At 74.3% G+C, this 19,662-nt stretch carries 17 protein-coding genes and 1 tRNA gene; 7 read left to right on the forward strand and 11 right to left on the reverse strand.

The features are described from left to right. The 3 genes from ABT106_RS16590 to ABT106_RS16600 are packed head-to-tail and all read left to right on the forward strand — an operon-like array spanning nt 1 to nt 4,073. Nucleotides 1–1,569: a PP2C family protein-serine/threonine phosphatase gene (locus ABT106_RS16590; protein WP_351277487.1), complete on the forward strand. Its 1,569-nt coding sequence runs from the start codon at nt 1–3 to the stop codon at nt 1,567–1,569. A gap of 33 nt (nt 1,570–1,602) precedes the next feature. Beyond that, on the forward strand, nt 1,603–2,928 hold the full coding sequence (locus ABT106_RS16595; protein WP_351277489.1) for a vWA domain-containing protein: 1,326 nt from the start codon (nt 1,603–1,605) through the stop codon (nt 2,926–2,928). Between the two features lie 14 nt (nt 2,929–2,942). Next, complete coding sequence (locus ABT106_RS16600) at nt 2,943–4,073, forward strand: FHA domain-containing protein (RefSeq protein ID WP_502979395.1); 1,131 nt, start codon at nt 2,943–2,945, stop codon at nt 4,071–4,073. Here ABT106_RS16600 and ABT106_RS16605 read toward each other — a convergent pair. Next, on the reverse strand, nt 4,070–5,086 hold the full coding sequence (locus ABT106_RS16605; protein ID WP_351277492.1) for a methyltransferase domain-containing protein: 1,017 nt from the start codon (nt 5,084–5,086) through the stop codon (nt 4,070–4,072). The two genes, ABT106_RS16600 and ABT106_RS16605, sit on opposite strands and share 4 nt — an antisense overlap. Nucleotides 5,087–5,201: 115 nt before the next feature. On the opposite strand from ABT106_RS16605, the gene ABT106_RS16610 reads away from it, so the two are divergent. Further along, the gene (locus ABT106_RS16610; RefSeq protein ID WP_351277494.1) at nt 5,202–5,606 is read left to right on the forward strand and encodes a globin; all 405 of its coding nucleotides are present in this window, start codon (nt 5,202–5,204) and stop codon (nt 5,604–5,606) included. A gap of 22 nt (nt 5,607–5,628) precedes the next feature. Here ABT106_RS16610 and ABT106_RS16615 read toward each other — a convergent pair whose 3' ends face one another. The 8 genes from ABT106_RS16615 to ABT106_RS16650 all read right to left on the reverse strand — a co-directional run bounded on the left by ABT106_RS16615 (nt 5,629) and on the right by ABT106_RS16650 (nt 16,062). After that, on the reverse strand, nt 5,629–6,420 hold the full coding sequence (locus ABT106_RS16615; protein WP_351277497.1) for a DUF8010 domain-containing protein: 792 nt from the start codon (nt 6,418–6,420) through the stop codon (nt 5,629–5,631). Then, complete coding sequence (locus ABT106_RS16620) at nt 6,417–6,881, reverse strand: acyl-CoA thioesterase (RefSeq protein ID WP_351277499.1); 465 nt, start codon at nt 6,879–6,881, stop codon at nt 6,417–6,419. Before ABT106_RS16620 ends, ABT106_RS16615 begins: the two co-directional genes overlap by 4 nt. 11 nt (nt 6,882–6,892) lie before the next feature. After that, entirely contained in the window at nt 6,893–8,557 is a 1,665-nt protein-coding gene (gene ettA, locus ABT106_RS16625) for an energy-dependent translational throttle protein EttA (protein ID WP_351277501.1), read from the reverse strand. Nucleotides 8,558–8,994: 437 nt separating this feature from the next. Further along, nucleotides 8,995–10,476 (reverse strand): bifunctional phosphatase PAP2/diacylglycerol kinase family protein, encoded by a 1,482-nt coding sequence (locus tag ABT106_RS16630; protein WP_351277503.1) that lies wholly within the window; start codon nt 10,474–10,476, stop codon nt 8,995–8,997. 152 nt (nt 10,477–10,628) lie between these two features. Continuing rightward, the gene (locus tag ABT106_RS16635; RefSeq protein WP_502979397.1) at nt 10,629–11,867 is read right to left on the reverse strand and encodes a thioester domain-containing protein; all 1,239 of its coding nucleotides are present in this window, start codon (nt 11,865–11,867) and stop codon (nt 10,629–10,631) included. Between the two features lie 218 nt (nt 11,868–12,085). After that, nucleotides 12,086–12,493: a single-stranded DNA-binding protein gene (locus ABT106_RS16640; RefSeq protein WP_351277507.1), complete on the reverse strand. Its 408-nt coding sequence runs from the start codon at nt 12,491–12,493 to the stop codon at nt 12,086–12,088. Between the two features lie 97 nt (nt 12,494–12,590). Continuing rightward, a complete protein-coding gene (locus ABT106_RS16645; protein WP_351277509.1) occupies nt 12,591–14,441 on the reverse strand; it encodes a GTPase in 1,851 nt (616 codons plus the stop codon). 4 nt (nt 14,442–14,445) lie between these two features. Continuing rightward, complete coding sequence (locus ABT106_RS16650; RefSeq protein ID WP_351277512.1) at nt 14,446–16,062, reverse strand: dynamin family protein; 1,617 nt, start codon at nt 16,060–16,062, stop codon at nt 14,446–14,448. A gap of 333 nt (nt 16,063–16,395) precedes the next feature. Between ABT106_RS16650 and ABT106_RS16655 the strand changes: the two genes are divergently transcribed. Next, nucleotides 16,396–16,471, forward strand: a tRNA-Arg gene (locus ABT106_RS16655). 388 nt (nt 16,472–16,859) lie between these two features. On the opposite strand, the gene ABT106_RS16660 is transcribed toward ABT106_RS16655, so the two are convergent. Beyond that, the gene (locus ABT106_RS16660) at nt 16,860–17,324 is read right to left on the reverse strand and encodes a phospholipase (protein ID WP_351277515.1); all 465 of its coding nucleotides are present in this window, start codon (nt 17,322–17,324) and stop codon (nt 16,860–16,862) included. A gap of 235 nt (nt 17,325–17,559) precedes the next feature. On the opposite strand from ABT106_RS16660, the gene ABT106_RS16665 reads away from it, so the two are divergent. Then, the gene (locus tag ABT106_RS16665; RefSeq protein ID WP_351277517.1) at nt 17,560–18,174 is read left to right on the forward strand and encodes a hypothetical protein; all 615 of its coding nucleotides are present in this window, start codon (nt 17,560–17,562) and stop codon (nt 18,172–18,174) included. Here the strand turns inward: ABT106_RS16665 and ABT106_RS16670 are convergent. Then, nucleotides 18,171–18,812, reverse strand: coding sequence for an alpha/beta fold hydrolase (locus tag ABT106_RS16670; RefSeq protein WP_351277532.1), 642 nt, complete (start codon nt 18,810–18,812; stop codon nt 18,171–18,173). The genes ABT106_RS16665 and ABT106_RS16670 overlap by 4 nt on opposite strands. A 120-nt stretch (nt 18,813–18,932) precedes the next feature. Here ABT106_RS16670 and ABT106_RS16675 point away from each other — a divergent pair, with 120 nt between their 5' ends. Further along, nucleotides 18,933–19,655, forward strand: coding sequence for a 4'-phosphopantetheinyl transferase family protein (locus ABT106_RS16675; RefSeq protein WP_351277519.1), 723 nt, complete (start codon nt 18,933–18,935; stop codon nt 19,653–19,655). Nucleotides 19,656–19,662: the final 7 nt, after the last annotated feature.

Genomic DNA, 19,662 nt, shown 5'->3' on the forward strand with positions numbered 1-19,662 from the left:
ATGTCGATGCATCGGCTGTCGGGCTGCCCTGGCTGCGCGGAACCCCTGGAGGACGGTGACCGCTTCTGCGGCGTCTGCGGCTACGCCGTCACCGCCCCTCCCCCGGCTCCGGCCGCGGACCACCCGACCATCCCGCTCCCGCCGTCGCCGGCCGGGGCTCCCGCGCCCGCCCCGTCGCCGGCCGGCGACGGCTACGACGCGGCCGAACCGGCCCCCGGCTGGGGCAGCGTGGCCTCGGCCGCGCCGACCCTGGCCGGCGACCCCGCCGACTGGACCGTCGCCCCGCCGGACCCGGGCGCCCCGTACGGGACCGGCGGCGAGCCGGCGTACGGCACCCCGCCCCCGCCCCCCGCGGCGGCACCGGCACCCGCCGCCCGGTACGACCACCCCGGGAGACCGCCCGGGGACTCCGGGGACTCCGGCCCGGAGACCGGCGCCGGCCCGGCGCCGGTCGGGGAACACCACCGGTACGACGGCCCCCGGGCCACCCCGCAGGGTGCGACCTCCGGGCACGAGGGCTCGTACGCCGCGCCGCAGGGGACCGCCCCGGACCACGGGGACCCGTACGGCGCCCCGCAGGGCGGCGGCCAGGGCGGCAACGGCACGCCGCCCGAGGGGACGCCCGCCGGCGGGAAGACCTGCGTCGCCTGCCGGGCGGGACACGTGGACACCGACGGCTACTGCGAGCACTGCGGGCACGCCCAGCCCCGGGAGCGGGACCACCAGGAGGAGGAGCTCGGCAGCGTCGCCGCCGTCAGTGACCGGGGGCTGCGCCACCACCGCAACGAGGACTCGTTCGCCGTGGCGGCCACCGCCCTGCCCGACGGTTCCGCGGCCACCGTGGCCATCGTCTGCGACGGCGTCTCCTCCGCGAGCCGCCCCGACGAGGCGTCGGCGGCCGCCGCCGCCGCCGCGAACGAGGCCCTGCTCGACGCGCTGCCCCGCGGCGCGCACCCCCAGGAGGCCATGCACGAGGCGATCCTGGCCGCCGCCACCGCGGTGAACGCGCTGGCCCCGGAGACCCCGGGCGCGCAGAACGCCCCCGCCTGCACCCTGGTCGGCGCGGTCGTCAGCAGCGGGCTGCTGACCATCGGCTGGGTGGGCGACAGCCGCGCGTACTGGGTGCCGGACGACCGGGCCGCCCTGCCCCGCCGCCTCACCGAGGACGACTCCTGGGCGGCCCAGATGGTGGCGGCCGGACTGATGGGCGAGGCCGAGGCACACGCCGACGTGCGTGCCCACGCCATCACCGGCTGGCTCGGCGCCGACATGTACGACCTCGAACCGCACACCGCCACCTTCAAGCCGGACCACCCCGGCGTGGTCGTCGTCTGCACCGACGGCCTCTGGAACTACGCGGAGTCCGCCCGGGACATGGCCCGGGTGCTCCCCGCGGACGCCGCCGTCCGTCCCCTGCACAGTGCTCAGGTGCTGGTGGGGCACGCGCTGGACGGCGGTGGCCACGACAACGTCACCGTGGCCATCGTGCCGTTCGCGGCGCCGGCCGAGCCCCGACCGGAACCGGGGGCCGGCCCCGAAGCGGAACCGGAACCACGCGCGCAGGGCTGACCAGCCCGCCCGAGCCTTCTAGGAGACCGACCGATGGCGAACTTCGCCAAGCCGAGCGCCCCGCGCTTCACGCTGGAGGTGTACCAGAACGAGTTCCTGCCCGAGGGCGGGCGGGACGTCCACGCCATCGTCACGGCCACCTCCACCGGCGGGGCCACGGCCACCCGGGCGTCGTCCCTCCAGGGCACGGCAGCCGTCGTGATCATGGTCGACTGCTCGGGTTCGATGGAGTACCCGCCCGAGAAGATGCGCGGGGCCCGCGAGGCCACGGCCGCCGCCGTGGACACCCTGCGCGACGGCACCTCCTTCGCCGTGATCGCCGGCACCCACGTGGCCAAGGAGGTCTACCCGGGCCAGGGCCGCCTCGCCGTCGCCGGGCCGGCGACCCGCGCCGAGGCCAAGGAGGCGCTGCGCGGCCTGAGCTCGGGCGGCGGCACCGCCATCGGCACCTGGCTGCGCCTCGCGGACGGCCTGCTGCGCCAGTCCGCGGCCGTCATCCGGCACGGCATCCTGCTCACCGACGGCCGCAACGAGCACGAGGAACCGGCCGTGCTGCGCGCCACCCTCGACGCGTGCGCGGGCCGTTTCACCTGTGACGCCCGTGGGGTGGGCACCGACTGGGAGGTCAAGGAGGTCACCCAGATCGCGAGCGCGCTGCTCGGCTCGGCCGACATCGTGGCCGACCCGGCGCACCTCGCCGGGGACTTCACGCACATGATGGAGAACGTCATGGGCAAGGAGGTCGCGGACGTCGCGCTGCGCCTGTGGACCCCGGTCGGCGTGGAGATCCAGTACGTCAAGCAGGTCGCACCCGCCGTTCAGGACCTGACGGACCGCCGCACCGAGGCGGGCCCGCGGGCCGGCGACTACCCGACGGGCTCCTGGGGCGACGAGTCCCGCGAGTACCACGTGTGCGTACGCGTCCCGAGCGCCTCCGTCGGCCAGGAGATGCTCGCGGCCCGGGCCACGCTCGTCCTGCCGGGAACGGCCGGCGAGCCGGTGACCGTACTGGCCCAGGGGCTGGTCCGGGCGGTGTGGACGGACGACCTGGCCGCGTCGACCGCCATCAACCCCCAAGTCGCCCACTACACCGGGCAGGCGGAGCTCGCGCAGGCTATCCAGCAGGGCCTGGAAGCCCGCAAACTGGGCGACGTCGACGGCGCCACGGCCAAGCTCGGCCGGGCGGTGCAGCTGGCGAGCGTGTCCGGAAACGCCGACACCGCGAAGCTTCTGTCGAAGGTGGTGGATGTCGTGGATGCGGTGGCGGGTACTGTGCGGCTGAAAGCCAGGGTCACCGACGCCGACGAGATGACTCTCGAAACCCGGTCGGTCCAGACCGTCCGAGTGAAGAAGACCTGAGAAGACCTGACGTGATGACGCAGGGAGAAGAAGGGGGAAGCGCCGCCATGCCGACCTGCCCGAACGGGCACCAGTCCGCCTCCGACGACTGGTGCGAGGTCTGCGGCCACCGCATGGCTGCCCGGGAGAGCGCACCCGCCGCGCCCTCCTATGGCTACGGCTACCCCCCGACCTCCGGTGAGCCGACCACCCAGGCCGAGCTCTGCCCGCAGTGCCGGACCCCGCGCGAGGCCATGGCTCCGTTCTGCGAGGAGTGCCGGTACAACTTCCTGACGCGTACGCCGACTTCGTACGCCCCGCCTGCCGCCCCGGACCAGGGGCCGCAGGGCCAGGGTGCGCACGGCCAGGGTGCGCACGGCCAGGGCTCGCACGGCCAGGGCCAGGGTCCGCAGGGCGGCCGACTCCCCCAGGGCAGCACCCCCGGTCCCGGCGTCACGCCCCTCCCGCCGCCGACACCCGCGCAGCATCCCGGCGCGTACTCCCAGGACCCCTTCGAGTACCAGGGGTCGCGGCCCTCCCGGGTCAACCGCGGGGCCGAGCCGCTCCAGCGCGAGGACGACTGGCTGCTCCCGCCACCCGCGCACGAGCCGCAGCAGGAGTACCAGCAGGCACCGCAGCAACACCAATACCAGCAGCAGCCCCCGCAGCAGGAGTACCAGGAGTACCCGCCGCAACAGCACCAGCCGCAGTACCAGCAGCACCAGCCCCACCCGCCGCAGTCCTTCGCGCCCCAGGGCGGCGGCTCCTGGTCGGCGACGATCGGCCCGGACCGCTCGTACTTCATGGCGATGATGCAGCGCAGCGGCCCGGAGGCGGCCGCGCTCAACCTGCCCGCGTACTCCCCGGAGCAGCACCTCCCGCTGTCCGGCGGCCAGATCACCATCGGCCGCCGCCGCGCCTCCACGGGCGAGTCCCCGGACATCGACCTGTCGGTGCCCCCGGAGGACCCGGGCGTCTCCCACCAGCACGCGGTCCTGGTCCAGCAGCCCGACCTCAGCTGGGCGGTGGTGGACCAGAACTCCACCAACGGCACCACGATCAACGGCGGCGAGGAGCCGATCCAGCCCTACGTCCCGGTCCCGCTCGCGGACGGGGACCGCGTCCACGTCGGCGCCTGGACCACGATCACCGTCCGCCGCGGCTAGACGGCCGCCCCACCCCCGCCGGACCCGCCGGACGACCCCAGGGGCCATACGTACGGGCCCCCGGGGTCGTCGAGCCAGGACCACTGGCCCTGCGCGGTGACCGTGACGCCGAAGCGTTCGCGGGCCGGGCGGTCCTCCCGGCGCCAGAGGTCCAGGGCCTCGCGGGGGTGCAGGACCCCCGCGGTCAGCACCAGCAGGAACTGGAAGCGCTCGTTGTCCACCAGGTCGTACGGGTCCCCGTACGAGGCCCCGGGCCGCCCGGCCGGCGCCGCCGTGGCGCCGCGCAGCGGGACGAAGTAGGCCGGGGTCTGGAGGAAGCCTCCCTCGGCGAAGCCCGCGTCGCGGACCGTGAGCGCGATCAGGCCGGTCGACAGCGGGGCCAGGATGCGCGCCTGCGGCCGGCACTGGCCGAGCCAGGCGTACGGGACCAGCGGGAGCGTGCAGGTCGCCATGATGCGGTCGAACGGCGCCCGTGCGGGGCATCCGCGCGCCCCGTCGCCGGTGACGACGGCGGGCCGGTAGCCGAGCCGGGCCAGATGGGCCCGCGCGGACTCGGTGATCTCCTCGTCCAGGTCCACGGTGGTCACGAGGTCCTCGCCGAGCCGGTGGCAGAGCAGGGCGGCGTTGTATCCGGTGCCCGCGCCGATCTCCAGCACGTTGTCCCCGTCGCGCACCCGGAGCGCCTCCAGCATCCTCGCCATCAGGGAGGGCTGGCTGCTGGAGGAGAGCAGCTCGCCGTCGCGCAGCCGGGTCGCGAGCGGGGCGTCGGCGTAGACCCCGCGCAGCCAGCGGGCCCGCTGCCCGGGGTCGGGATCCTCGGACCAGAGGCGTTCGTGACCCGCGCCCCGGCCCGTCCAGAAGTAGGGGACGAACACGTGCCGGGGCACCGCGGTGAACGCCGCCCGCCAGTGCGGATCGTCCAGCGCTCCGGCGGCGGTCAGCTCGCGGACCTGGGCGGCGTGCGCGGCCTCCCGCAGATCGCGGGCCCCGGGGTCCGCGGTGTGTGCGGCCATGCCTCCACTGTCCTGCGCGGGACGCCGGCGTGCGACCGCTCGGGGATCCTGCGGCCGGTCAGCCGGGGGTCCTAGGACCCAGGTCCTCCGTCCGGGCGTCTGAGACGATGGTCGGGTGAATGAGATTCCGCGGGGCACGCTTCAGGAGCAGACCTTTTACGAGCAGGTAGGCGGCGAGGAGACCTTCCGCCGTCTCGTCCGGCGCTTCTACCAGGGGGTCGCGGAGGACCCGCTGCTGCGCCCGATGTACCCGGAGGAGGATCTGGGGCCCGCCGAGGAGCGTTTCGCCCTGTTCCTGATGCAGTACTGGGGCGGTCCGACGACCTACAGCCAGCACCGGGGGCACCCGCGGCTGCGGATGCGGCACGCGCCGTTCCAGGTGGACGCGGCGGCGCACGACGCCTGGCTGAAGCACATGCGGGTCGCGCTGGACGAGCTGGGGCTGGCGCCGGAGCACGAGGCGCAGCTGTGGAAGTACCTGACGTACGCGGCCGCGTCGATGATCAACACCGCCGGCTGAGGCGCACTCCCTACGGGACCGGCTAGAGCGGCCGTACCTGCAGGCCGCCGAGACCTCCGGCGCCGCCGGGGCGGCGCAGGGCGACGGAGCCGTACGGGGTCCGCAGCCGCAGCCAGTTCCCGGCGGCGAGCAGCGCGACCGGGGCGGGCGGGGGAACGCGGGCGGCCGTCGCGGGCCCGGGGGCCGGCCCCGAACCGGAAGCGGTCACGGGGGCGGAAACGGACGCGGGGGCGGGGACGGACGCGGGGGCGGGGACCGGAACCCGTACCGCCCGCAGGAAGCCCAGCGCCTGCGCGGCGTGCACGGCGCGCATCGGCAGCTCGGTGTCACCCAGGGGGCGGGACCAGATCTCGTGGCCGATGCGGTCGCGCTCGGACCGGGTCCGGTGCTGCGCGGGCAGGGCCGCGTCCCGGGTGCGGAACTCGGCGACGGCGGCCGCCACGGCGGCCCGCACCGCCTCGGGGCCGGGCAGCCCGTCCAGCTGCCGCCAGCCGCCGCGGGGCGGGAGCACCCCGGTCCAGGGCGGTCCGGTGACCGGCCCGGGCACCGAGGCCGTGGCGGAGGACTCGTCCACGTACTCCAGCAGCTCACCGGCGGACACGGTCAGGTCCAGTGGCGCGGAGAGGGGTGCGGCGAGCCGGACCGAGCGGACGGCCAGCACCTCGAAGGAGGGCGGCCGCCCGAAGACGGCGAGCGCGCCGCCGCCCGCCTGGAGGCGGACCGCGGCGGCGCGGTCGTAGTGCACCAGCCGGCCCAGGAAGGCGGCGAGGTCCGCCGCCTCCCCGGGATCGGCGAAGCGCAACTGCTCACTCATGCCGCGACGCGCCCTTCGGAACCCTTCGGGGCCTCGGGCTTGTCGAGGTACTCCTCCAGGAAGAGCTTCTCCTCGGCCGTGATGCGGCGGGGCCGCCCCTCGGCGAGGTTGTAGGGCACGACCACGGTCTCGGCGCGGACGTAGACCGTCTCGGGCCGCTCGTCGGTCGCCTCGTCCTTGACCTCGTAGCGGATGGTCAGGGACGCGGCACCTATCCGGGTCACCCAGGACTCGATGAGCACCGGCTCGTGGCGGTGCACGAGGGGCAGCTTGTAGTCGATCTCGTGGCGGGCCACGACGGATCCGCCCGTGAAGGACTCACTGCCCTCCCCCGGCGCCAGACGGAACATGAAGTCGATGCGCGCCTCCTCCAGATAGCGGAGGAAGACGACGTTGTTGACGTGCCCGAAGGCATCCATGTCCGCCCAGCGAAGGGGGCACCGGTAGTGATGTCTGGCCATGGCCTTCGACCTCAGCCTCGGGTCAGCTTCTTGTAGGTGGCGCGGTGCGGACGGGTCGCGTCCGCACCGAGACGCTCGACCTTGTTCTTCTCGTACGACTCGAAGTTGCCCTCGAACCAGTACCACTTGGAGTCACCCTCGTAGGCGAGGATGTGGGTCGCGACCCGGTCCAGGAACCAGCGGTCGTGGGAGATGACCACGGCCGCACCGGGGAACTCCAGGAGCGCGTTCTCGAGCGAGGACAGGGTCTCGACGTCGAGGTCGTTGGTGGGTTCGTCGAGGAGCAGCAGGTTGCCGCCCTCCTTGAGCGTCAGCGCCAGGTTGAGGCGGTTGCGCTCACCACCGGACAGGACGCCGGCCGGCTTCTGCTGGTCCGGGCCCTTGAAGCCGAAGGCGCTGACGTACGCGCGGGACGGCATCTCGACCTGGCCCACGTTGATGTAGTCCAGCTCGTCCGACACGACCGCCCAGAGGGTCTTCTTGGGGTCGATGTTGGCGCGGCTCTGGTCGACGTAGCTGATCTTGACCGTGTCGCCGACCTTGATGGCGCCGGAGTCCGGCGTCTCCAGGCCCTGGATCATCTTGAACAGCGTGGTCTTGCCGGCGCCGTTGGGGCCGATGATGCCGACGATGCCGTTGCGCGGCAGCGTGAACGACAGGTCGTCGATGAGGACCTTGTCACCGAACGCCTTGGAGAGGTTGTTGACCTCGACCACGATCGAGCCGAGACGCGGGCCCGGCGGGATCTGGATCTCCTCGAAGTCCAGCTTCCGCATCTTGTCCGCCTCGGCGGCCATCTCCTCGTAACGGGCGAGACGGGCCTTGGACTTGGTCTGACGCCCCTTGGCGTTGGACCGCACCCACTCCAGCTCTTCCTTGAGGCGCTTCTGGCGCTTCTCGTCCTTGCGGCCCTCGACCTTGAGGCGGGTGGCCTTCTTCTCCAGGTACGTGGAGTAGTTGCCCTCGTAGGGCAGGGCGCGGCCGCGGTCGAGTTCGAGGATCCACTCGGCGACGTTGTTCAGGAAGTACCGGTCGTGGGTGACGGCCACCACGGCGCCCGCGTACTTCGAGAGGTGCTGCTCCAGCCAGTTCACCGACTCGGCGTCGAGGTGGTTGGTGGGCTCGTCGAGGAGGAGCAGGTCCGGGGCCTCGATCAGCAGCTTGCAGAGCGCGACACGGCGCTTCTCGCCACCGGAGAGGTTCGTGACCGGCCAGTCGCCGGGCGGGCAGCCGAGGGCGTCCATGGCCTGCTCCAGCTGGGCGTCGAGGTCCCAGGCGTTGGAGTGGTCCAGGTCTTCCTGGAGCTTGCCCATCTCGTCGAGGAGGGCGTCCGTGTAGTCGGTCGCCATCAGCTCGGCAACCTCGTTGAAGCGGTGCAGCTTCTTCATCGTGTCGGCGGCTCCGTCCTGGACGTTCTCCAGGACGGTCTTCGACTCGTCGAGCTTGGGCTCCTGCATGAGGATGCCGACGGTGAAGCCGGGCGAGAGGTACGCCTCGCCGTTGGACGGCTGCTCCAGGCCCGCCATGATCTTCAGAACGGTGGACTTACCGGCACCGTTCGGGCCGACCACACCGATCTTCGCGCCGGGCAGGAAGTTCAGGGTGACGTCATCAAGAATCACCTTGTCGCCGTGCGCCTTGCGCGTCTTGCGCATGGTGTAGATGAACTCAGCCAAGAGAAACCGTCCGGCAGATCGATGGTGGGCAGATACACCCCATCTTGCCAGCCGTCCATACCTACGGGCGAATGGGTAGGTCAGACCCCCTGAGCTGGGGCGGGGCCGGGGGTGGGTCTCACCCTGTGGGCATCACCGGACGCCGCCGGCACCGGCACGGGCGGACAAGCCCGTGGGCACGCCGCCGATGAGCGGCGCGCCGGACACGGCCCAGGCGGCCGTGCCGTCGGCGCCGGTGGAGGCCGGGGAGCTTCCGGCGCGGCCGCCGAGGGAGGTCGCGCTGCCGTTGCCGGCGGTGGTCCGGTGCCGGTGCCGATGCCGGTGGTCCCGTCGCGGTCCTGCCCGCGGCCTCGGCGGCTCCAAGACATGACGATCTTGGATTCGGGGCCGCTGTAGACGGCTTCAGGACCAGGATCGAACAGGTTCAGACGAACGGGTCACGTCCGGGGCCGGTAGACGGTCAGCGCGTCCGGCAGCTCCTCCAGCACCAGCGCGACGGGCGCCTCCGCGTACTCCCCGTCGTACGCCAGCGGGGTACCGGACGGAATGTCCCCGATACGCAGGCTGCGCAGCCGGGTCGCCGTGTGGACGGGGGAACGGCTGAGCGGGCCCGCGAACGCGGCGGCCAGCAGGCGGGGGCCGGGCCGGCCACCGCCGTACACGAGGCGGAGGTCGAGCAGGCCCTCGCCGAGGTTGTCGCGGCGGCGCGGGGTGGGGCCGGTGCCGTGATAGGTGCCGTTGCCCGCGAAGAGCAGCCACACGCTCCGGGGCCGCCCGGCCAGCCGCAGCCGTACGGGCCGCTGGGCGCGCAGCACCCGCCACGCCGCCAGCAGCGCGGCCGGACCGCCGCCGATCCGCGGAGCCCAGCGCAGACGGTGGCCGAGCAGCTCGGGGTACGCGCCGATGCTGAAGTTGTTCAGGAAGTAGCCGGACTCCCCGCCCCCGGGTCCCGGGGTGAACCGGCCCACTCCGATGTGTACGGCCTCCCCCGCGGCGACGGCGCGGCAGGTGTCCGCGGCTCCGGCGAGGCCGAGGTCGAGCGCGAAGTGGTTGAGGGTGCCGCCGGGGAACACCGCGAGCGGCACCCCGGCGCGCAGCGCGGCGGTGGCGGCGGCGTTGATGGTGCCGTCGCCGCCGCAGACCCCCAGCACGGTGGCCCGGGAGGCCGCCGCGGCCAGCTCGGCGGTCAGTTCCGCACCGCCGCACTCCACCAGCTCGGCCTTGGGAAGCCGGGAGCGCAGCACGTCGAGCCCCGCGCTGGCGGCCGTGCCCGACCCGGTGTTGATCACCACGGTGAGCCCCTCCCCGTCGGGCAGGGCGGGCGCCCCGACGGCCGTCCGTTCGTCTCCCGGCACGACCCGGGCCTCCTGCGCGTCCCGCGCGAGCCGCCGTACGACGAACCCCGCCGCCACGCCCAGCGCGGCGCCCGCGAGCACGTCGGAGGGGTAGTGGACCCCCGTGTACACCCGGGAGAACGCCACCGATGCCGCGACCGGGGCCACCACGGCACCCCAGCCGGGCGATTCCAGCGCCAGCCCGGCGGCGAAGGCGAAGGCGGACGCCGAGTGCCCGGAGGGGAACGAGGTGGTCTGCGGCTGCGTCGACAGCCGCCGTACGGCGGGCACCCCGTCGAGCAGCGGCCGCGGTCGGCGCACGGACCACTTGCCGACGGTGTTGATCGTCGCGGAGGCCAGGGCCAGCGAGGCCACCCCGCGTACGGCGGCCTTGCGCGCTCCGGCCGACCCGAACACGGCGATCGCCGCGGCGGCCCCGCCCCACAGCACCCCGTGGTTCGCGGCCCGCCCGAGCCTCGGCAGCACCCGGTCGGCCCCGGGCCAGTGCCGCCGGGCCACCGTGTCGAACAGTTCGCGGTCCCATCGGGCGACCGTGCCTTGCCAGGTCAGTTCCTGATCAACCATTTCCTGCCCCTACCCCCGCTCGGCGGCCCGAAATCAGCCGGACAGGTGGCAGGCCGGGGCATCTCGGTCCGGACCGACCCGGGAGGAGCCGGAACGGCCCCGGCAGGGCCGGACCCCGGGCCGGGGCAGGGGCCGGTTCGGGCCCGCCCCGGTCAGGCCTGGTCCTCGCCCTCCAGCGGGCGCTTGCGGAGCAGCAGTACGACGAGGCCGCCCAGAACCACCAGGCCCACCGCCAGCGAGGCGATGACCGGGGTCGCCGCCGAGCTCCCGCTGGCCGCAAGCCGGTCCTCGTCCGGGGAGTCCGGAGAGAGGGGGGACGACGGTGTGCCCAGGGTCATCGCCGAGGGCCCGGAGCCCGTTCCGGAGGCCGCCCCCGAGTCCGCTCCCGGAGCCGTCCCGGAGTCCGCCCCCGAAGCCGTCCCCGGTCCCGTTCCGGAGGTCGTGGCGGCCGCGGTACCCGCCGTGGCCGTCTCGGCCGCCGGAACGGCCGGCCACATCGCCGTGGCCATCGCCTTCGCCGCCGACTCGCTGGAGCCGGCCACGATCTGCGCCTGGGCCGGAACCCCGCTGGTGAAGACCCGCCCGACCGGTACCTTCGTCGCGCCTTGCACGGTGACCGAGGCGAACCCGTCGGGGGTGCCCGCGGGCACCTCGAAGTAGAGCCGGCTCCCGTTGGCGGCGGTTTCCAGCGGCTTTCCCTCGGCGTCCACCACCCGCACCCCCATCGCGAGGGCCGCCGCGTCCGGGATGACGGACACGCTGCGCGCGCCGGTCCGGACGGTCACGGGGCCGAGCCGCGTACCCGCCGGCCCGGTCACGTCGCCCGGGTCCAGCGCCAGCGAGGCGGGCGGCTCCGGCAGCAGGCCCGCCGCCCGCTGGAGGTAGTCGGCCAGCTTCTCGGCCTCCGGGTCCGCGGCCTCCACCCGGGCCCCGTCGGCCAGGCGCCAGATGGCCACCTGGGTCCCCGCCGCGGCGCTCTCCGCGGTGAGCCCCGCCGCACCGGCGGCCTTGGCGAGCCCGGCCAGATCGTTCAGCTGGGGGAAGGAGTGCTCCAGGACCCAGCGGATCCGGCCCGCCTCGCCCTTGGCCGTCAGCGGGCTGCCGTTCCAGCCGCTCTCGGTGTACCGGGCCTGGGGCTGCGCGTTGCCCTCCACCCCGACGCCGTACGTCTGGAGCATGCCGCCGCCGTCGACCCGCATCTCGTAGAGCCCGGCCGGGATCCGACGCACCGTTCCGTCGCCGGAGTGCAGGACCGCCTGGCCGTACGTCTTCAGCCCGTCCAGGACGGCGCTCGCGCCCTCCGGCGTCCGGGAGCCCACCGGATCGGAGTCGGCGGCCGCCTGTGCTGCGGGGGCGGCGGCGAGGGCGGCGGCCAGCAGCGCCACCGCCAGCGGGCGGCGCGCGACGGACCGCGCGGCCTCGGCCGGAGAACCCGTACCGCCCGCGCGAGGGCCGGCGCACGACGGACCGGCCGGTGGAAGACCGCCAGGACGCGAAGAAGCGGAATCAGGAGCGGAGAATGCGGGAACGGCAATCGACACAGTCTTCCCCTTCGGGCCGAAGGCCCAGGTGCCCGTGAGTACCGGGGAATCCTATCCACCTCGAACACTCAGCCCACCGCCGCCCTCTGATTGACCATCAGGGGCGTGTCCGTCGTGACGACCCTGCGGAAGGCAGCGGTTCCGCGGTTCAGGTCGTGTCCGACGGCCGTCGCCTCGATGTCCGCCGAGAACCACCGGTTGCCCTCCCCGTCGGGCGGGTCCTCCCGCACCCTCAGCCTTCCGTGCACCACCAGCGGTTCGCCGACCGACACCGACCCGGCGAGGTTCAGGGCGAGCGTCCGCCGCGCCCACACGGTGTAGAAGCTGGTGGCTCCGTCGGCCCAGACCTCCTTGCGCCGGTCGAAGTACCGCGGCGTCACCGCGAAACGGAACCTCGCCGAAGGACCGTTCGGCGTCTCCTTGTAGTCGATCTGCGTGGCCACGTGGCCGACCAGCGTCACCAGGGTGTCGTTCATCCCGGCCGCCTCCCCCTCGTTCCCCGCCGCGCGGACCGTCCGCACGGGGTGGGAACCATGCTGGGGGCAGCCGCCGGATCCCGCCGCGGCCTGTGGATTACTGACGGGTTGTGGACAACCGGTTCCCCCCTGAGGACACCGTCGCGTACTGCTCGCGCACCTCCCGGTAGCGCAGCAGTTCCGCCGCCACCGGCTCCAGCACCCGGGCCCGGCCGCATCCGGCCGCCGCCTGCCGCAGCCTTCGCTCCGCGTCCTGGCCGTACCGTCGGGCCGGGCCCCGGGCGGCGATCGAGCAGGCCCACTCCACCAGCGGCCCGCCGACGATGCCGGCCACCATCAGCAGCACCGGCGGCATCAGCCGCGGCTCCAGGACCCCGACGATCTGCCCGACCAGCCACAGACCGCCGTAGATCTGCAGCAGCGTCATGGCCGCCTGCCCGAGCACCGCCGCCGGCCACCACGTGGGCCTGGGCGGTTTCACCCGCGCCACCGCCACCGCCGCGCCGAGGGTCACCGCGATCTCGTCCAGCGCCTCCGGGAGCCGTTCGGCGCCGCGCACCGCCGTCTCCCGTACCGCTTGCGCCCACGGGTCGGGCAGGCCCGTGACCGCCTCGTCGGCGACGACCCGTACGGCCTGCTCCACCCGCTGACGGGCGGTCACCTCTTCCTCGGCCGGTGCCTCCGGGGCCACCGTGCCCCGGCCGCCGATCGCCGCCAGGGCGGCGAGGCCCGCCAGGGTCCGGGGGGCGCGGCGGTCCTCGTACCACCGCCACAGCCGCAGCCAAGGGGTCCCACACGCCTTTCCGGCATTGCGCCGCCAGGCGCGCTCGGCCGCGAGACCGGCCGCGTACGCCCCGACCGCTTCGGCGAGCCGGTCCTCGAACTCGGCGCGCGCCGCTTCGCCGATCTCGGGTCCGGGGTGCCCGTCGGCGACGTACAGCGGGCGCAGCCGCACGGCCGCACGGTCGACGTCGGCGCAGATGCGCCGGGTCGCGGCGCCCTTCTCCTGGGTGAACTGGCCGAGGAGTTCGCGCAGCTCCCCGACGCCCTCGCCGGTCAGCGCGGACAGGCTGAGGACCGTGGCGCCGGGCTCGTCGTGTTCGCCGAGCGCGATGCCGTCCTCGTCGAGGAGGCGGCGCAGGTCGTCGAGTACGAGGTCGGCGGACTCCCCGGGCAGCCGGTCGACCTGGTTCAGCACCACGAAGGTGACCTCCGCGTGCCCGGCGAGCGGCCGCAGGTAGCGCTCGTGCAGGACGGCGTCGGCGTACTTCTCCGGGTCCACGACCCACACCACCGCGTCGACCAGCGCCAGCACCCGGTCCACGTGGTCGCGGTGGGCGCCGACCGCCGAGTCCAGGTCGGGCAGGTCGACGAGGACCATGCCGCGTAGCGCCTCCGCCTCCGAGGTCTCGCGGGGCCGGCGCCGCAGCCGTCCGGGGATCTCCAGCCGGTCGAGCAGGCCGGCCGCCCCGTCCGACCAGCTGCACGCGATGGGCGCGGCGGTCGTCGGGCGGCGCAGCCCCGTCTCGGAGATCTGCACCCCGGCGAGTGCGTTGAAGAGCGTGGACTTGCCGCTTCCGGTGGCTCCGGCGATGGCGACGACCGTGTGCTGCGGCGACAGGCCGCGCCGTGCGGCCGCCTCGTCCAGTACCCGGCCGGCCTCGGCGAGGGTCTTGCCGTCGAGGCGGGTCCGGGACAGTCCGACGAGCTGGCGCAGTGCGTCGAGGCGCAGCCGCAGCGCCTGTCCCTCGGGGCTGAGCGGGGGCGCGGGCGCCTTGCCGCCGTCGTTGCCGGCGCCGGAGACGGCGCGTACGAGCGCCTCGTCGCCCTCCTCGGTCCCGTCGCCCGGTTCGGATCCGTTCTCCGGGCGGTCCGTCGGCAGGGGTCGCGAGCGTGCGATGAGTCCGTCGTCCCAGCGGTCGTCGGTCCGGTCGGTCAGGGCGGTCACCGCGTCACCTCTCCTTCTGCAGTACGGACAGCGCGGCGATCAGCTCGGCCTGGGGTTCCGGGGTCACTTCGAGCGCCTCCAGCGGGGCGAGCCGCCGGTCGCGTTCGGCGCGCAGCACCTGGTCGAGGTGGTCGCCGACCAGTTCCCCGCCCCGGTCGCGCAGCCGTACGGCGGCCTGTACGCCGATCCGTTCGGCGAGCTTCTCCCCGGCGGGCCGGGCCCGCTTGCCGCCGAGGAGGGCGGCGACGAGGAGGGCGGCGACGCCGTCGGGGTCGGGGGCCGGCTGCTTGTCGAGCCGCGCCACCTCTTCCTCGGCGAGTTCCTCCAGGACGCGCCGCCAGCGCCGTACGGACATGCCGATGCGCTCCCCCGCCTCCCGGTCGGGCGCGGGCAGCGGCACCGCCCCGGCGGCCGGCTCGCGCCGCCAGGCGTCGGCGATCCGCTCGTCGGCGGCGGCGACGGCGCACTGGAGCAGGGCGGTGAGCGACTCGGCGAGCGAGTCGAGGAGTTCGTCGGCGCTCGTGTCGAGCGGGTAGCCGCGCCACCGGGTCAGCGCGTCCCCGGCCAGCACGGCGCCGCGGTCGAGGCGGTTGCGCACCCGCTTGCCCTCCCTCTTGTACGCGTCCTCGACGGCCGAGGTCAGCCGTACGGCGGCGGCGTGCTGGGCGGCGACGGCCGAGGCGAGCTCCGGCATCCGCCGCGCGAGGGAGTCCAGTGCGCCGAGCGCGGTCCGCCCGACGGCGTACTGCCGGGCGGCCGGGTCCTGCGCGTGGTGGGCGAGCCAGGCGTACAGCGGCGCGACGGCGCTGGCCGGCAGCAACCCGCCCCCGCCGGCCGACTCGGGCAGTTCCGGCACCGTGAACCGCGGTACGTCGCCCAGCCCGGCCCGCGTGAGCAGTGCCCCGTACTGCCGGGAGACCTCGGCGAGCACCTGGTGCGGGACGCGGTCGAGGACGGTGACGAGGGTGGCCTTGTACTGCTTGGCGGTGCGCAGCAGGTGCCAGGGGACGGCGTCGGCGTACCGCGAGGCGGTGGTGACCATCACCCAGACGTCCGCGGCGCAGATGAGTTCGGCGGCGAGCGTCCGGTTCTCGACGACGAGGGAGTCGATGTCGGGTGCGTCGAGGATGGCGAGGCCGCGCGGGAGGCTGGAGATGGTCTCGACGCGCAGTTCGCGGGTCGCGTGGGTGTCCCTGCGGCCGCGGTCGGGGAGCCGGGACGCGCCCGTGCGGACGTCCTCCTCCTCTCCGTGCGGGACCCAGACCCGCATCAGGTCGGGGAGGACCCGCATCCCGGCGAACCAGTGGTGGTCATCCGGATGGCAGACGAGGACGGGCGTGCGCGTGGTCGGGCGCAGCACGCCGGCTTCGCTGACCTGCCGTCCCACGAGGGAGTTGACGAGGGTGGACTTTCCGGCCCCGGTGGACCCGCCGACAACGGCGAGCAGCGGCGCCTCGGGCGCCTTCAGCCGGGGTACGAGGTAGTCGTCGAGCTGCGCGAGCAGCTCGGCTCTGGTCTGGCGGGCGCGCGGAGCGCCGGGCAGGGGCAGCGGCAGACGCACGGACGCGACCCGGTCGCGCAGGGCGGACAGGGCATCGAGCAGCTGAGGCCGAACATCCAAGGTCACCACATGCGAAGAATGCCCAATTTGGGACCATTTTTGAAGCTTATACGTCCTCTGCGCGCCGACCGCCACCCCGGTGGGACATCACGGGGCACGGCGGACGAGTGGGGCGCAGGCATAACGAGTACACAACACCCGGGGCGTCGCGGCGCAAAAGCGATGCGAGAATCGCACCTGCCTGCGATTATCGGGACCGCTTCACCGAACCTCCACATCGTGGCACGCGGGTGAAGCAACCGGGACAAGGCAACCGGAGCCCTATCCTTGACCCGGCACGGACCGCAGTCCCACCCCCACCGGGGGCTCCAGGCCCACCACGGCCACCTTCCGGCCCCCGTAGCTCAGTGGATAGAGCAGGTGCCTTCTAAGCACTTGGCCGCAGGTTCGAGTCCTGCCGGGGGCACCACTTCTCCACCCCGCGAAGCCCTCCCTCCGGGAGGGCTTTCGTGCAGGTCAGAGGCACCCTAGCGGGAGTAGTGTAGCGCCGCCGTAAGCCCCGGGGATCCGTCGTCGGGGGGCGCGGCCGCCCGGCTGCCGCCGCCTCCTCGCGGGCGGTCAGGGTGTCCGTGCGGCGGGGTTCGCGGTGCCGGCCGGCCCGGCTCCGGCACTTCGGCGAAGCCTCCGCCGGCCGTCGAGCCGCCGCTCCGGGCCGGCGGGCCACGGGGGGACACATCGGGCGTATCCGGGCGGCCGGACCGGAACTCCGTTTCCCGGCCGACCGGGGATCCGCCCGGCCGGGACCCCGTCATTCAGCCAGTTCGCCGGGCGGGTGGTGCGGGGTGTCCCGCTCGCGGCTAGGAGATGCCGAAGAGCCTGACGGCTTGGTAGTAGGTCCAGGCCGTGCCGTCGCAGGAGCCCTTGCGGGTGCCCGAGTACCGTGCGCAGACCCTGGTGAGGTCGGCGTGGAACGCCTCGTCCAGGCGGGCCTTGGCGGCCGGGAACAGTCCGGCCGCCTTGTGGTTGCGGTAGCCGAAGTCGTGGCGTGCGCAGGCGTCGGCGAACGGGAAGCCGAAGGGGTTGTCCGGGGAGGACGTGCAGAGGTCGGTGGACCAGTCGAACCCGTACGCGGTCCAGCTGGACCGGTGCGCGCGGGCCTCGGACCACGACTCGTGGCTGGCAGCACTGGTCTGCGTCCAGCGGTCGAGCACCAGGGGTTTGTCCGCGGGAACGGCCGCTGCCGCCCACGCCGTTGGCGCGAGGGCGAGCAGGGCGGCCGTGGCCGCCGAGACGAGAGCAGGGGCGAGGCGACGGCGGCGCATGGGCATTCCTCGGGGCAGGGTGGGGGCGGGAGGGCCGCCCCCGGGGCAGGGTGGGGGCCGGGGCCGCCCTCGGGCCAACTGCTCCGGGGGGCAAGGGGTTACTGGACCGGGCTACCGCACCGCTCCGGTATTGGCCACAGCTCTCAGGTATGACGCGTGTGAGACTTTCGGCAGAGGCGGGATTCGTCCTGGGGAGGGACGCGCGGGAGGGGGTGTCCCGCCGAGACTTGAGGGCATGAACCGCCGTCCGCTCGTCATCGCCGCCGCCACCGTGGGAGTCCTCGCCATCGGCGCCTTCGCGCTGCCCAACCTCCCGCCCAACCCCGTGACCGACGTCGTCAACGACCGCGTGTTCCATGAGAAGGGCAGGCAGTTCGCGACCGCCGCGGAGGCCCCCGTGCGGCGTGGACGGCAGGAGTTCGACCTGCCGTCCTGGATACCCAAGGACGCCACGCACGTACGGATGAAGGTGCGTACCACCGGCGAGACCCGGCTGATCCGGTTCACGCTCGGCAAGACCCCCCTGGACGGCCCGCAGTGCGCCTCGGGCACGCCGGAGAAGGTGCGGGACCCCGATCTGGGCGCCCGGTGGTGGCCGGACGGCATACGGACCGAGGCGCGGCCCGAATGCCGGGACCAGCGCCAGTACCAGGTCGCCGTGCGCGGCAAGCGGGTCTACGCCTGGACCGACGGCACCCTGTCCCCCGGCGCGAAGACCCGGAACGGCATACCCGACGGCGGGTCGGCAGGCAGTACGGGCAGCGGTACGGGCAGCGGTACGGGGGGTGTTCCGGGTGGCGGTACGGGTGGCGCCGCCGGCGCGGTCCCGGCGGGGCAGCCGCGGCGCTAGGGAGCGTCAGGCGCCGCCAGTACCGTCGCGGTGGCCCGCGCGAAACCGTCCGGGCTGTCGAGCATGATGGTGTGCCCGCAGCCGGGAACGGTCAGTACCGCCACTCCCGCCGCTTCCAGGGCGTCGGCGACCGGGAGCGGGGCCTCGGCCTCGGGCAGCAGGTAGCCGCACGGGATGCTCAGGCCGAGCAGGAGCTCCCGCATCGTGGGAACCGTGCCCGCGACGAGGCCAACGGCGCTGCGGGACAAGGCGGTCCGCCCGGTCAGCCGTATCGTGGCCCACCAGGGCGCGCCGGCCCGGTCCCGCACCCCAGCCCAGCCGCCGGCCCGGAACTCCTCCTCGGTGTAGGAGCCGATCCCGCTGCTCCCGGCCGCGCCCGGGGCGGGCGGCAGCGGATCGAGGTCGGCGTCGACGAGCACCGGCCGCGAGACGAGGCGGGGATGCCGGGCGGCGAGCACGATGGCGACGGCGCCGCCCATGCTGTGCGCGATCAGCTGGGCACCCTCGGCCGAAGCCGCGTTGAGGACGGCCGCCAAGGCGTCGGCGTGCGCTTCGAGCATGTGGGCGAAGTCCTCGGGCCGGTCGCCGTGCCCGTGGCCCAGCAGGTCGACCAGCAGCGAGCGGTGGCCCGCGAGCAGCGGTGGCCCGCGCGGTCGCCCTCCGCTGGGACCACGGCACTCCGCACGATGCGCTCCCCTGTGTCCGAAGGCACGAGGGCGACCAGTCGGTGCCGCCGTCTCCTGGACTACCCTCGTCAGGTGATCGAGCACGTGAACCAACTCGGCAGTGACGCGCCCCAGATCGGGGGGCTCCCCCGGGGCCGGGCCGTGGCCGTGTGGGCCCTGGACACCACACTCGCCCGGGTCGCCGGCCGGCCGGTCGACCGGGCGGGCGACGTCCTGGACGCGGGCGAGAGGGACCGGGCCGCCCGGCTGGTGCGCCCCGGCGACCGGCTCCGCTACGTCGCCTCGCACCTGGGGCTTCGGGTGCTGCTCGGCGGTTACCTGGGGCTGGCGCCCGAACAGGTCGGTCTGGTCCGTGAGGACTGCCCGTGCTGCGGCGGCCCCCACGGTCGTCCCGCCGTCGCCGGGGGCGCGGTGCACTTCTCCCTCTCGCACAGTGGCGACCTGGCCTACTTCGCCTTCGCCCGGCTGCCGGTCGGCATCGACGTGGAGAAGGTGCCCGACGCGACGACGCTGGCCAGCGTGGTGAACAGCCTGCACCCGGCGGAGACCGCCGAGCTGTCAGCGCTCCCCGACGCGGCGCGGGAGACCGCCTTCGCCCGGCTCTGGTCCCGCAAGGAGGCATACCTCAAGGGCACCGGCGCGGGCCTGGCCCTCGGGCTGGTCGACCCGTACATCGGCTCCGCTCCCGCCCCGGCGCCCCTGCCCGGCTGGACCCTGACGGACCTCGCCGCCCCGGCGGGCTACGCGGCGGCCGTCGCCGTCGCCACCCCGGGCGGCGCGACCGGTCCCGGCTAGGTCCGGT

Source organism: Streptomyces sp. NPDC002044 (genome assembly GCF_040296725.1).
In the GTDB taxonomy this organism is placed as follows: Bacteria; Actinomycetota; Actinomycetes; order Streptomycetales; family Streptomycetaceae; genus Streptomyces; species Streptomyces antarcticus.